Source organism: Pedobacter folensis, from assembly GCF_056490665.1.
The window spans coordinates 1,048,129-1,061,856 of record NZ_JBWJIF010000001.1 but is presented as its reverse complement, the minus strand read 5'-3'; the positions used below and the strand labels follow the sequence as shown (position 1 = coordinate 1,061,856).

Here is a 13,728-nt window from a genome sequence, read left to right as displayed (position 1 = left end):
GTTTATTTGCTGGGCGTTAGTACCAGGTCTTCTATTTCTGCTGTTTTTTGTGCCATAATGGTTCTGAAGATGAATACTGCAACGCCAATTCCAAGGATAATAAAACCAAGTAAAGTAAAAGCGCTGGTATAATCAATCAGGTCTTTTTGAACGTTATGGCCATTTTCGATTACATTTTTAGCCGCATGACTGGCTTTAGCTTTAAACATAAAGGCAATGAGCATGGCACCGATATTTCCACCGGCGCCTACAATACCGGCTACGCTACCAACTGCAAGCGGATTAATGAAAGGAACAAGGCTGTAAGTTGCTCCGTTGGCCATTTTTAAACTCAGGCCGAAAACAAACATCATGAAAATAGCCATGCCGATATTCCCCGATTTTGCGAACCAGATTAAACCGATTCCCTCTACCAAAAGCAATAAAGCGAGCAAAAGTGTTTTGCCATCAAATCCCCAGGTTTTGCCAATTTTATCGGCAACAATGCCACCCAGTGGCCTGGCAAAAATATTAATCCAGCCAAAAATGCCTGCAACCATTCCGGCAACTGCTATGGTTGCGCCAAATGAATCTGTAAAAAAGATTGGTGCAAAGTTGTCTACCGTAATTTCTACGCCAAAACATGCGGCATAAGCGATGGTTAAAATCCAGGTGCGGTAATCCTTCGCTGCAATTAAGAAGGTGTTTTTGTTGCTTTTGATGCTTTCATCTTTAAGGTCTTTAAAATCACCTTTTGGGGTGTCTAAAGTATAGCGGTGATATAAAAAGGCACAGATTAAAAGCATGATACCTGGGAAAATCATGGCATAACGCCAGCTATCTTCTGTGCTGCAAAAGCCTAAAGCCGTAATTCCGGATGCAATTAATGGCATAAACAAATTGGCGGCACCACCACCGGCATTACCAAAGCCGCCTGCTGTTGCATTTGCAGTTCCTTTGATGTTCGAAGCAAACATAATCGAGGTGTGGAATTGGGTGATTACGAATGATGCACCAATTACGCCAATGGCCAGGCGGAATAGTAAAAAGGAAGTGTAAGAATTACTGGTTCCGATTAATAAAACCGGAATGGCGCAAAGTACCAAAAGCCAGGTATAGATCAGTTTAGGGCCAAATTTGTCAATCAATCTTCCGATCAGTAAACGGGCAATAATGGTGGCCGATACTGATGCAATTTGGATGTTACCTACCTGATCTTTGGTCAGATGGAGCTGCTCTCTCGCTATCTTCATCAGGGGCGCCATCCCGAACCAGGCGAAGAAACAGAAGAAGAAAGTTAACCAGGTGATGTGAAAGGTCTTCATCTGAACACCTTTAAGCGAAAATATATTCAGTTTATCTAGTGGTTGAGTAGTATGCTGTGTCATAATGGTTGATTTAAGCGTGATCAATGGGTTATTTAAAATTTATAGCCTAAACCTACGCCAACGTTCCATTCGCCATTTTTGACTGCAGTTTTAGGGTTGTAGTATAAGGGTACTTGTAAGGCGATGTGGCGAAAGGCTGCAGTTAAGCCAAAGCCAAGGTTAGGGGTAAGGGCTGCATTTTTAGGCACACCGGCAGCCACTTTATCTTCTTTGATCCGTAAACTTGGAAGTAATCCCAATAAAACGGTATAGGGTTTTTTGCTGAATTTTATGCTCGGTCCGGTACAGTTGATAAAAGCACCGTGATCAACGTAGCCGGCAACGATAGTACCATCGAATAAAACAGCTTTAGTTTGCGATTTAGCAGGAAAAAAGAACAAGGTAAGTGCAAGGCAGCCTGTTAAGGCTACATAATTAGAAATCTTCATGTCGGTTTGGTTTGGGTTAAATTTTTATCAAGAAAAGTTTAAATCTTACTGGGTCAGGTTAAGATTTTGGCGTTGTGCCAATATAAACAGTTCCGTTTTCTATCTTTACAGGGTAGGTTTTTATGGCGCATTCGTCGCCACTTAAACATTCGCCAGTGCTCAATGAGAATGTTTTTTTGTGAAAAGGGCAGGCTACCTTAGGTTCATCGGTAGTGGAGCCAATCATTCCACGGCTTAATGCCATCTGCTTTTTATGCGGGCATTCGTTTTGAGTGGCATACCACTCGTTTCTTCTGGTGAAATAGAAAAGTGCAATCTGATCTTCACCATGTTTTACACAAACGCCACCGTTCTCAATGGCATCCTCGACTCGGCAGGCTGCTAGCCAATTTGATTGTTCATTCATAATTTTGGGTTTTATAAGGTTTGTTAAAGATTATTGATTAAAATGTTTTCCATTCGGCGGTTCTTTTTTGTCCACGCATCTCTACAAATTCTATAGTTGGGTCTTTTTCTTCGGGCGCATTTACAAAATGAGAGAATCTTTTTCTGATGGCCGGATTTTCTACCGCTTCTTTCCACTCGCATTTATAGGTGGCGATTAAATTTTCAATTTCGCTTTCCCACTGTGCCGCCATTCCTAAACTATCGTTGATAATTACATTCCGCAGGTAGTCTATTCCGCCTTCCATTTTGTTCAGCCAGGTTGCTGTTCGGGTAAGCGGATCGGCAGTGCGGATGTAAAACATCAAAAATCTATCGATGTACTGAATGCAGGTTTCGCTGTCGAGGTCTGTTGCCAATAAAAGGGCGTGTTGCGGTTTGCTCCCGCCATTTCCGCATACATATAAGTTCCAGCCTTTTTCAGTAGCAATAATGCCAAAATCTTTGCTTTGGGCTTCTGCGCATTCTCTGATGCAGCCGCTTACCGCTGATTTAAATTTGTGTGGCGCACGGATGCCTCTGTATCTTTCTTCAATTCTGATGGCGAAACTCACGCTATCATGTAAACCAAATCTGCACCATGTACTGCCAACACAGCTTTTTACTGTTCTTAAGCCCTTTCCGTAAGCATGTCCGCTTTCAAAACCTGCTGCAATTAACTCCTCCCAGATAATGGGCAGGTCGTTAAGGTGTGCGCCAAATAGGTCTATCCGCTGACCACCTGTAATTTTGGTGTACAGATTATATTTTTTAGCTACTTCGCCAATTACAATTAGCTTGTCGGGTGTAATTTCTCCACCCGGAACCCTTGGTACTACTGAGTATGAGCCACCTTTTTGAATGTTGGCCAGAAAACGATCGTTGCTATCCTGAGCCACATCGTTTCCTTTTTTAAGGATCATTTCGTTCCAAAGACTTGCAAGGAGTGAGGATACCAATGGTTTGCACACTTCGCAACCATCGTTTTTGCCTAATGCATCCAATACCTCGTCGTAACTTTTTAATTCGTGGATATGGATAAGGTCAAAAAGTTCTTGTCTGCTATAGTTAAAGTGTTCACAAATTACATTCTTGATATATTTACCTTGCGACTTTAAGGTATAAGTCATTAAATCTTTTACCATCGGCAAACAACCACCACAACCTGTACCTGCTTTGGTGCATTTTTTCAGGTCATCAATGTTTTCGCAAGTGCCATCAGCGACTGCGGTGCAGATATCGCCTTTACTAACGCCTTCACAACTACAGATTAATGCGCTGTCTGGTAAACCTGTAATTCCGGCGCCGCCAGCAGCTTCGCTTCCTCCGCGTGCACCCAGTATCAGTTCTTCTGGGTTTTCTGGTAATACAATGCGGTTATTAGAGGTCTGCAACAGCAGGTTATACGCTGTTGCATCTCCAATTAATATACCTCCTAAAAGGTATTGCCCGTCATTACTAACATTTATTCTTTTATAAACGCCTTTGTGTTTGTTTTCGAAAATGATGGTGCGGCAATCTGGCTCAGTAATAAAATTATCGCCAAAACTGGCTACATCAATGCCAATCAGTTTAAGTTTGGTGCTCATATCAAATCCGGTGAAAGTTTTATCACCTTCGCAAAGGTTTGCGGCCAGCACTTCGGCCATTTCATAACCTGGAGCAATCAAACCATAAATCATTCCATCATATAAAGCACATTCGCCAATGGCAAATACAGCGGGATCGCTGGTCTGCATTTTCTCATCAACTACAATTCCTCCGCGTGGACCAACCTCAATGCCGCAGGCTTTCGCCAATTCATCGCGGGGTTTTATACCGGCAGAAATCACTAGCATATCAACATCCAAAGCAGTATCATCACTAAACTTTAATGCCGTAATACGACCATCGCCTTCAATACTCGTGGTATTTTTATTTAAATGGATCTGTAAACCCAGATCAGCCAGTTTAGATTTAAGCATGTCGCTACCGGCAGCATCAATTTGTCTTGGCATTAGGCGCGGTGCAAATTCGATGATGCTTGTTTTTTCGATGCCTAAATCTATCAATGCTTTAGCAGCTTCTAGTCCCAATAGTCCACCTCCTATAACTGACGCGGTTTTGGCCTTTTTTGCATAATTGCTAATCAGGTCGAGATCTTCTATCGTACGGTAAACAAACACACCTTCTTTTTCGATTCCAGGAATATTCGGAACAAAAGCACCGGACCCTGTGGCAAAAACAAGAATGTCGTAACTATAATCTAAACCATTGGCGGTATAAACTTTTTGAAGTTCGCGGTCTATTTTGGTAATGGGATTATTAAGAAATAAGGTAATATTTTGTTCCTGGTACCAGTTTTCTGTAGAAAGAGAGAGGTCGTCGGCTGTTTTGCCATTAAAATATTCACTTAGATGAACACGATCGTAAGCTCTGCGAGGTTCTTCTCCAAAAACAATAAGATTAAAAGAAGAAGTTTTGGATCTAAGCTTTTCACAGAATTTATATCCCACCATTCCATTTCCTATTACGATTATTTGTGGTTCTTTCATAAATCTTAAAGGTGTTTAGTGTTTTTTTTTAGTTTTATTGGTTGTTTTTTGTTTCGAATTATTTGTTTTAATGTAATTTTTATTAAATAATCCTTTTTAAATCATAAAATTTAATATTTATATGATTTTTGATAGTCAAATATAGTCTTTAATTGTATTAAAAGTTGTTAAAGTGTGATTTTTATCATAAAATATTTAATTTTTTAATAAATTTTCATCACTTTTATTCTTAAATAGTTAAATCATTAAAATTATGGATCAAAAAACTACTGATTTTGGACTTTTTATAATGGGTGGAGGTCCTGGTGACCCGGAATTAATCACAATGAAAGCTTTTAATGTGTTAAAAAGAGCAGAAGTTATACTTTATGATAACTTAAGTAATGAAAAATTACTGGAAATTGCTCCGAAAGCATGTAAAATGATCTATGTTGGCAAGCAACCTTATGGAAAATACACGCCACAAGAGAAAATAAATGAATTAATTGTCGAAAATGCCCAGAATTATCAGGTTGTGGTGCGTTTAAAGGGTGGAGATCCCTTTATTTTCGGCAGGGGATTCGAAGAATTGATTTATGCAGAGGCCAGAGGGATTAAATGTCATTATATTCCAGGTATCAGTAGTATGCAGGGGGCTGGTTTTATCGATGTCCCTTTAACACACCGTGGAATTAGTGAAAGTGTCTGGATCCTTACCGGAACCAAAAAGGACGGAAGTTTAACCGATGATCTGAAATGTGCCATGAAAAGTTCGGCTACCGTTGTTATATATATGGGTATGAAAAAAGTAGGCGAAATTTCTAAAGCTTATTGCGATGCGGGTTTAGGTGAAATGCCTGCTGCAATTATTCAACATGCTACCTTACCCAATCAAAAACAAGTAGTCTGTTCGGTTCAGCATTTGGAGGAATCTGCAGAAAAGGCTGGTTTAACTTACCCGGCAATTATTATCATTGGTAACGTGGTGCAGGCTAAAGCTTATGCGAACTTAAATCAGGGAGAACTTTTGTCGGCTTAGTAAGGGTTTATTGGTTCATTAGTTCATTGGTTCTTGATTATTAGTATATTTGTAATGGTTTATAGATTCATAATTGATTGCTTATGCGATGCTAAAATCTTAACGCCCTTAAGTTTTAATGGTCAGTTAAATAGAGTTAACTGTCTAAACGTTATCCATAAAAAAGCCCGCAAGGTTTAGCTTGCAGGCGAATCATTAATATAGGTAGATTAATTTAACGTCAGTTCAATTACCGGGATTTCGAAGTTGGGTTTTTTCTTTGGTAGCTTTAATACCAGTGTGTTTCCGGTCGATTTTTGCGCATCAATCTGTACTTCAGAGTTATCGTGTAAAAACTGTGCATACTTTGCTTTGTCTTTATAGCCATCCAGCGTAATGTAGCCCGTATTTGGATATTCGAACAGATGCACATATAGTTTTTTAGTGTCGTTGTTATACGTAAGTTTTGCACCTTCAGGTGCTTTAAATTCTACCGGGGCAAAAGTACAATGGTAGATAGATTTCGAATTGGCATGCATCCAAAGGCTTAAGCTGTCTAAAGCAATGTTTGCCCGGTTATCAAACTCACCGCGTGCAGTAGGACCAACATTTAGTAATAAATTGCCCCCGTTTGCGACAGAGGTGATTAATAGATCTAATAATTTTCTATTGCTTTTCCAGGTATTTTCATCCCGATGGTATCCCCATGAGCCTGAAAAGGTTTGGCAGGTTTCCCAAACTTTACCGCGGTATTTTTCCAGTTCTTTCGGACTAACCTGTTCCGGCGTTTCGAAATCTGTACCATCTTCATAGTCGTTTAAATCGAGGCGGTTATCAACAATAATTCCGGGTTGTAATTTTCTGATCTGTTTCAATAGCTCAACCGAACCCCAATCATCGCGACCTTTACCATTTTTTCCAGGGTATGAAAAATCTGCCCAGAGAATATCTATCTTACCATATTTGGTTAATAATTCTGTAACCTGGTTATACATGTACTTGCGGTACTTGGCCATATCCTTGCCTTTATTTAAGGCAGCATAAGCCTCTTCAGATTCTTTTTCAGGTCGTAAAGGATGAACCTTGTCTACGGTAAAGTCGGGGTGGTGCCAGTCAATAAGAGAATAATAGAAACCTACTTTTATACCTTCAGCACGGAAAGCCTCTACAAATTCTTTTACCAAATCTCTTTTTGCCTGTGTATTGGTTGCTTTATAATCCGTGTATTTGCTATCAAAAAGCACAAAGCCTTCATGGTGTTTAGTCGTTAAAACGGCGTATTTCATGCCGGCAGCTTTAGCTTCTTTTGCCCACTGTTTTGGATTAAACAAATCGGGATTGAACTGATCAAAATATTTTTGATAATTCTCGTTGGTAATGCGTTCATAGTTTCTTACCCATTCGTGGCGAGCTGGCAATGCATACAGGCCCCAGTGAATAAACATGCCGAAGCGGGCATCTGTCCACCATTCCATGCGTTTGGTTTTTTGGGCTGCAGTTTCATTGCCTAAGCGTTTTTGAGCAAAGCCAGGTAGGATTAGGCTTAACATCACCAAAACTGATAAAATTGTTTTTCTCATTGTGTGATTTCTATTGGTTAGGGATTAAAAAGCTAATTTAAGGAGGTGCGGGCTTCTAAAATGATCGGATATGAGCAAAATATTAAGTCGAATTGGTTTTAAAATGTTAATGATCATGTCCAGTTCGGCAAACTTTGCAGGCAATAAATTTGTTTAACAGGTATTATAAATACTTAGATGAACTAATCGTGATGAAAAGCCAAAAAACACCTGCCAAACAACATCAGCAACCAGGCATAGAAGCCAAAATGAATCCAAGACCCGAGGTGATTAAAGAAAACTATAGGGGAGCGGGGAAATTGAATAATCAGGTTGCACTCATTACCGGTGGAGATAGTGGTATCGGTCGTTCGGTAGCAGTTCATTTTGCAAGAGAAGGTGCCGATGTAGCCATTGTTTATTTAAATGAAGATATTGATGCGAAAGAGACCCAAAGGATGGTTGAGGCAGAGGGGAAAAAGTGCCTCTTGATTAAAGGAGATGTTAAAAAGCCTGCTTTTTGCAAAAAGGCAGTGGAAAACACCATTAAACAATTTGAGAAAATTAATATCCTGGTTAATAATGCCGGGATGCAGGTTCCACAAAAAGATCCAAAAAAAATCGATAACAAACAGCTTGAGGATACGTTCCGTACCAACATATTTGGTTATTTTTATTTTGCGCACGAGTTGCTTGAGCATTTTAAACCTGGTGACAGCATCATCAATACCACTTCAGTAACCGCTTACCGCTCATCGCCAAATTTAATCGATTACTCTTCTACCAAGGGCGCAATCACTTCTTTTACACGTTCGCTGGCCACAAACTTAGCGACAAAAGGCATCCGGGTAAATGCCGTTGCGCCAGGCCCGGTTTGGACACCCCTCATTGTATCTACTTTTGATGAAAAAAAGATTAAATCTTTTGGATCACAAACCGCGATGGAAAGGGCAGGGCAACCTTCAGAGATTGCTCCGGCTTATGTTTTTCTCGCTTCGGATGATGCTTCTTTTATCACCGGACAGGTTATACATGTTAACGGCGGAGAAGTGGTTAACGGATAATTTCTGCTACCTTTAAATCTACCTAAAAACTATGGCATCAGATTCATCTAAAGATTGGCGTTTTAAACTTCACGAAATAATTTACGAATCGAATACACCTGCGGGTAAAGCTTTTGATGTAGGTCTGTTAATTGCCATATTTTCCAGTATTATTGTCGTGATGCTCGATAGTGTGGTCAGCATTCACCTGCATTATGGCAAATTGTTTAACATTATGGAGTGGGTTTTTGCCGCACTTTTCACCATAGAATATATTTTAAGGTTGGTGAGCATTAAAAAACCAATCCGATATGTAATCAGTCCTTTAGGGATTATTGATCTGATTGCTTTATTGCCGTCTTACTTAAGTATATTTTTTATTGGTGCGCAATCTCTGCTGGTTTTCAGGGCGTTGAGGTTGCTCAGGGTTTTCAGGATATTTAAACTCGGGCATTTTTTAACCGAGATTAATTTCCTCACCCAGGCATTGAAGAATAGCGTGCGTAAAATCAGCATATTTCTGCTAACGGTTTTAACCATCACTGTTATTCTGGGCTCTATTATGTATTTGGTAGAAAAGCGCGAAAATGGGTTTTCGAATATTCCCGAAAGTATTTACTGGGCCATTGTAACCATTACAACCGTTGGTTATGGCGATATTTCGCCCATTACGCCTTTGGGTAAATTTGTAGCTTCTGTAGTGATGTTAATCGGTTATGCGATTATTGCAGTACCCACAGGTATCATTACCCATGATATTGCTCTTGCAGCCAGGCAGAAAAAAGAATTACCCGAATCGTGCCCGAGCTGCAGTAGGGAAGGCCACGATAGCGATGCCTTGTTTTGCAAGTATTGCGGATCATCGCTATTTAAATAAAAATGCCAGATAATTGCTGATCTGGCACCTTTTATAAGAGACATAATAAGCTTATAACATTTCACTATCTTCCTCGTCGTAGGCATTTGGATCTTTATCCAGTTCTTCTATGTCAGATTCGTTATAGTCATCCGTTTCTGTTTCGTCATCATCTTCATCTTCTTCGTCTTCCGGATCATTGATTTCTTCATTTAGCTGTGTTCCTTCTCCATCCGCAAACGGAACTTCATCCTCCGTATATGCGTCATCTTCGGCTTGTTCCGGAGAAGCGTGGCCATCGGCTGCATTTCCTTCCGAACGGTTGATCTGAAACTGTTCGATGTTTTGAATTTCTTCTTCAGGTTGATTGTTTTCTAGATTTTCCATAGTAAAAGTCTTTTATAGTAGAACAGATTCAGATCAGGTTAAGTTTAAAGAAAATTTTAAATCTTAAACCACTGGTGTTGTAAGGTTTTTAAAAGATGGATATGATTTGCTCAAACTTTTTAAATGGTAAAGGGGTTTTACTCATGCATTTACCTTAATTACTTAACAATGAAAAACCATTTCAATACCAGGAAAATAGCAGTAGTGGGAATGATTATTTCAGCTACTTCATTTAATGCTGCTGCAAAAGCCTACTGGCATTATGCAAGATCATTTGATTACATTAATCAACAAGATAGTTTAACCACCGCTCAATTTTTGCAACAGGCAGCTATTGCAGGGATGAAAGAAATGTTAACTGGTAAAATTGCGTCAGATAAAGCGAGCGATAAAAAGGTTAAAGCGTTTGGCCAGATGATGGTTGATCATCATACCAAGGCTAATGAAGAATTAAGGGGATTGGCAAAACTTAAAAAGGTTGATTTGCCAATGAATACGCCCGAAGGTGGGCAAAGGCCTGATGGCAGGGTAGATTCATCACCTGAAAATATGAAAGATACCTCAAGAACCAAAAATGCGGGAGGTGAGGCAGGTAATACTGGACTGGCGAAAAAAACTGCGAATGGTGTTACTGAAGCTGACGTGACCAATGCGATCGAAAGATTAAATAATTTAAACGGGGTTTCATTTGATAAAGCTTATATCGAGATAATGCTTGTTGATCATCAAGATGCGGTTGCACTATTTGAGAAAGCATCGAAATCTACCGATAATGATGTTAAAGCATATGTAAATAAATATTTACCAACCTTAAGAAAGCATTTAAAACAAGTTTATGCTTTGGCTGATAAATCCAATAAATAGGCTTTTTTTCTTCGCGTAGACTAGTAGCTATACTAAAGGATAGCACTATCCTCTGGTATAGTAATACCTTTTTGATACTTCGTATCTATAATTTTGCCAGACATAAAAAGGCAAAAAAAATGAAAATATTACATCTTATATCAAGCCCAAGAGGCGAAGCATCTTTCAGCATTAAATTGGGAAATGCCATTGTAGAAAAATTACAGGCCGCAAATCCTGGCAGCAGTTTAATTACGCACAATTTAACTGATACACCCTTTCCACATTTGGAGGAGGTGCATATCAATTCTTTCTTTACGCCAGTAGAAAACCATACATCAGAATTTGCGGAAGCCATTAAACATTCTAACGAAGCCATTGCTGAACTTAAAAATGCCGATGCGATTGTAATTGGTGCACCGCTGTACAATTTTGGTATTCCTTCTACCTTAAAATCATGGATTGACCACATTGCTCGTGCAGGTCAGACATTCAGTTACTCTGAAAAAGGCCCTGAAGGTTTGGTTAAAAACAAAAAAGTTTATCTGGCCATTTCCTCAGGCGGTGTGTATTCGGAGGGGCCTATGAAGGCTTACGACTTTACCGAATCGTATCTCAGATCGGTACTGGGTTTTATGGGTATGGTAGATATTACGGCAATCAGGGCTGAAGGTTTAAGTATGCCTAACCTGAAAGATGAGGCGCTGGATAAAGCGGTTGAAAGCATCGTGCTTTAAAAAAAAGAATGAGGATGTATTAATTGTATAGTCTTGCCCCTCGACAAGTTCAGGGTGATAAAATATATTGATGATACATCCTCATTTTTGCTTAGTTGAGTAAATATTTATCTACTCTGTTAACAAAATCGTTCAGATCGAAAGGTTTGTTGATGAAATCTTCCGCATCACATTTAGCCTTAACGGCATTTAAGTGGTTATTGGCCGACATCATCATGACCGGAATATCATGTGTTTTAATGTTTCGCTTAAGGGTATTACAGATATCCAGCCCGTTGCCATCAGGTAACATGATGTCAAGAATTACCATATCTGGCAGGTGTTTACTCATTTGAAGCCAAAAATCGTTGGTGTTTGGACAAGTCTTTACCTCGTAAAGCTCTTCGATTAATAAAAATTCGATGATTTCCCTGATATTCGGATTGTCTTCTACTACATAGATGCACTTTTTCATAAGCTCTACTTTTATTATATAGATAACTCATCTAGCTATCAGATGTTTAAGATAGTTATACACAATATTAGAGTTATTAACCTTCTTAGCGGCGCGTGTCATGCGTTTCTATAATTTTTACGCTGACTAAAAAAAATATGAAAATAAATTTTGATACTAATTTTTTTAGTATAGATTTGCTTTTGGAGAGACAGAATACTGGGAATATCTAAGCGGTAATTCCATGTATTTAATTGATGATTTTAAACAAAAAGCTTTTAGCTTGGTTTGTTTGCTGATATATTTATTTTTTCTATGACCGTTACCGTTTTAGCCATATTCGAAACAGATTTTAGACCAGATCTTTCATTAGGTAAAATCATGAATGAAAGACTGCGGATTGCTGCTGCAGATCTGCAGGATATTCATTTACAGCATTTACATGCCATCGGGCAGCGTAGTGATGATTTGGTGGTTTATATCAGTTATAATCCAAAGTATAAAATTAGGTGGCGTGTAGTTAACGATGTGCCGGAGGATGTAGAAAACTTTGTAGCCCAAACCTGTGGTAATTTAGGTTACATTCACTGGAAAACGGCATCGATTAATGTTTTTAAGGGAAATGAGTAATAATATTTAATCGTTTCGTCATCCTGAATTTATTTCAGGATCTAACATTATGATAATAACTCTTAATATGATTGTAACTCATTAATTAATTAATTACAAAAGATGCTGACCACATGGTAGCTACAAGACAATTGAAAACACTATTTCTTCTTGTAAAATAAATTCAGCATGACGCATCGTTCTAGTATGCATGATAATCAATAAACAAAAAACGAGTTGCCAAACGGCAACTCGTTTTTTGTTTTCTTTTTCGGTCGTCACCCTGAACCGAGCCTTAGCGAGCTCACCGAAGGTAATTTATTTCAGGGTCTATCTTGTAGGAGAATGACGCCAATGTACCGAACAATAGGATAGTAGGTAATTAAACTAAAAATCCTCCACCTAACAAATCATTTCCTTCGTAAAATACTGCCGATTGACCTGGTGCAATAGCCGAAACATTATGATCAAACACAACGCGCATTTTATCCTTTTCCTGAACAATTGTACTTAACATACCCGCATCTTTGTAACGGATTTTGGTAATCACATCATTCATGGGTTCTTCAATGCTCGCATATTTTATCAGGTTAATATTGCGTACCATCGCTTCGCGGCGTTCAAGCTCCTCGGCTTTACCTAAAACTACGGTATTGCTTTCTGGCAGGATTTGCGTTACAAACATAGGTTCGCCAAAGGCAACACCTAAACCTTTACGCTGGCCAATGGTATAAAAGGGATAACCTTTATGTTGTCCAACGACCATTCCATTACTTAAAATAAAATTTCCGCCGGCTACTCTGTCTTCTAAATCTTCTACTTTATGTTTTAAGAAAGCCCTGTAATCATTATCCGGAACGAAACAGATTTCGTAACTCTCCGATTTTTTGGCCAGTTCTTCCTGTCCCATATCCAAAGCCATCTGTCTGATTTCAGATTTTGCAAAACTGCCCAATGGGAATTTAGTACGCGAAAGATTTTCTTGCGAAACGCCCCACAATACATAAGATTGATCTTTGTTTTCGTCTTTTCCTTTCGAAATCACATAACGGCCGCTGTCTTGCTGACGGATATTGGCGTAATGTCCCGTTGCAATAAATTCGCAGTCGAGTTTATTGGCACGTTTTAGTAAAGCTTCCCATTTAATGTGTGTATTGCACAAAACGCATGGATTTGGCGTTCTTCCCGCCAGGTATTCATCAACGAAATTGTCAATTACATAATCGCCAAATTCATCCCTGATATCCAGGATATAATGCGGGAAACCATAGTTTACGGCAAGTGTACGGGCATCATTAATACTATCCAATGAACAACAGCCAGTTTCCTTACTGCTACCACCAGAAGTAGCATAATCCCAGGTCTTCATGGTTAATCCAATAACCTCATAACCTTGCTCATGCAACATTACCGCCGCTACCGAACTATCAACCCCGCCACTCATGGCAACCAGAATTCTACCGTGTTTACTCATCTTAAAAATATTGGATGCAAAAATAAGGTTTATTTAGC

At 39.2% G+C, this 13,728-nt stretch carries 14 protein-coding genes; 6 read left to right on the top strand and 8 right to left on the bottom strand.

Features of this window, described 5'->3' with window-relative positions:
- Positions 1-2: 2 nt before the first annotated feature.
- The 4 genes from AC04QZ_RS04310 to nirB are packed head-to-tail and all read right to left on the bottom strand — an operon-like array spanning position 3 to position 4,752.
- Positions 3-1,367 (bottom strand): MFS transporter, encoded by a 1,365-nt coding sequence (locus AC04QZ_RS04310; protein WP_478356712.1) that lies wholly within the window; start codon positions 1,365-1,367, stop codon positions 3-5.
- 32 nt (positions 1,368-1,399) lie between these two features.
- The gene (locus tag AC04QZ_RS04305; RefSeq protein WP_478356711.1) at positions 1,400-1,795 is read right to left on the bottom strand and encodes a hypothetical protein; all 396 of its coding nucleotides are present in this window, start codon (positions 1,793-1,795) and stop codon (positions 1,400-1,402) included.
- A gap of 58 nt (positions 1,796-1,853) precedes the next feature.
- Complete coding sequence (gene nirD, locus AC04QZ_RS04300; protein ID WP_029276048.1) at positions 1,854-2,201, bottom strand: nitrite reductase small subunit NirD; 348 nt, start codon at positions 2,199-2,201, stop codon at positions 1,854-1,856.
- A 37-nt stretch (positions 2,202-2,238) separates the two neighbouring features.
- The gene (gene nirB / locus AC04QZ_RS04295) at positions 2,239-4,752 is read right to left on the bottom strand and encodes a nitrite reductase large subunit NirB (RefSeq protein ID WP_478356710.1); all 2,514 of its coding nucleotides are present in this window, start codon (positions 4,750-4,752) and stop codon (positions 2,239-2,241) included.
- Positions 4,753-5,005: 253 nt separating this feature from the next.
- Here nirB and cobA point away from each other — a divergent pair, with 253 nt between their 5' ends.
- Positions 5,006-5,770: a uroporphyrinogen-III C-methyltransferase gene (gene cobA, locus AC04QZ_RS04290; RefSeq protein ID WP_478356709.1), complete on the top strand. Its 765-nt coding sequence runs from the start codon at positions 5,006-5,008 to the stop codon at positions 5,768-5,770.
- A gap of 209 nt (positions 5,771-5,979) precedes the next feature.
- On the opposite strand, the gene AC04QZ_RS04285 is transcribed toward cobA, so the two are convergent.
- Positions 5,980-7,329, bottom strand: coding sequence for an alpha-L-fucosidase (locus tag AC04QZ_RS04285; RefSeq protein ID WP_478356708.1), 1,350 nt, complete (start codon positions 7,327-7,329; stop codon positions 5,980-5,982).
- A 191-nt stretch (positions 7,330-7,520) separates the two neighbouring features.
- Here AC04QZ_RS04285 and AC04QZ_RS04280 point away from each other — a divergent pair, with 191 nt between their 5' ends.
- The gene (locus tag AC04QZ_RS04280) at positions 7,521-8,372 is read left to right on the top strand and encodes an SDR family oxidoreductase (RefSeq protein ID WP_478356707.1); all 852 of its coding nucleotides are present in this window, start codon (positions 7,521-7,523) and stop codon (positions 8,370-8,372) included.
- Between the two features lie 31 nt (positions 8,373-8,403).
- Positions 8,404-9,228, top strand: a complete 825-nt coding sequence (locus tag AC04QZ_RS04275; RefSeq protein ID WP_086546534.1) for an ion transporter — start codon at positions 8,404-8,406, stop codon at positions 9,226-9,228.
- A gap of 51 nt (positions 9,229-9,279) precedes the next feature.
- Here the strand turns inward: AC04QZ_RS04275 and AC04QZ_RS04270 are convergent, their stop codons facing one another.
- Positions 9,280-9,594 (bottom strand): hypothetical protein, encoded by a 315-nt coding sequence (locus AC04QZ_RS04270; RefSeq protein WP_478356706.1) that lies wholly within the window; start codon positions 9,592-9,594, stop codon positions 9,280-9,282.
- A 168-nt stretch (positions 9,595-9,762) separates the two neighbouring features.
- Here AC04QZ_RS04270 and AC04QZ_RS04265 point away from each other — a divergent pair, with 168 nt between their 5' ends.
- Complete coding sequence (locus AC04QZ_RS04265; RefSeq protein WP_478356705.1) at positions 9,763-10,458, top strand: DUF4142 domain-containing protein; 696 nt, start codon at positions 9,763-9,765, stop codon at positions 10,456-10,458.
- A gap of 119 nt (positions 10,459-10,577) precedes the next feature.
- Complete coding sequence (locus AC04QZ_RS04260) at positions 10,578-11,174, top strand: FMN-dependent NADH-azoreductase (protein WP_086546531.1); 597 nt, start codon at positions 10,578-10,580, stop codon at positions 11,172-11,174.
- A 91-nt stretch (positions 11,175-11,265) separates the two neighbouring features.
- On the opposite strand, the gene AC04QZ_RS04255 is transcribed toward AC04QZ_RS04260, so the two are convergent.
- Complete coding sequence (locus tag AC04QZ_RS04255; RefSeq protein WP_086546530.1) at positions 11,266-11,628, bottom strand: response regulator transcription factor; 363 nt, start codon at positions 11,626-11,628, stop codon at positions 11,266-11,268.
- A gap of 294 nt (positions 11,629-11,922) precedes the next feature.
- On the opposite strand from AC04QZ_RS04255, the gene AC04QZ_RS04250 reads away from it, so the two are divergent.
- Positions 11,923-12,237 carry a hypothetical protein gene (locus AC04QZ_RS04250; protein ID WP_057934638.1) on the top strand — a complete coding sequence of 105 codons (315 nt, stop codon included), beginning with the start codon at positions 11,923-11,925 and terminating at the stop codon, positions 12,235-12,237.
- 361 nt (positions 12,238-12,598) lie between these two features.
- Here the strand turns inward: AC04QZ_RS04250 and mnmA are convergent, their stop codons facing one another.
- Positions 12,599-13,690, bottom strand: coding sequence for a tRNA 2-thiouridine(34) synthase MnmA (gene mnmA, locus AC04QZ_RS04245; protein WP_086546529.1), 1,092 nt, complete (start codon positions 13,688-13,690; stop codon positions 12,599-12,601).
- Positions 13,691-13,728: the final 38 nt, after the last annotated feature.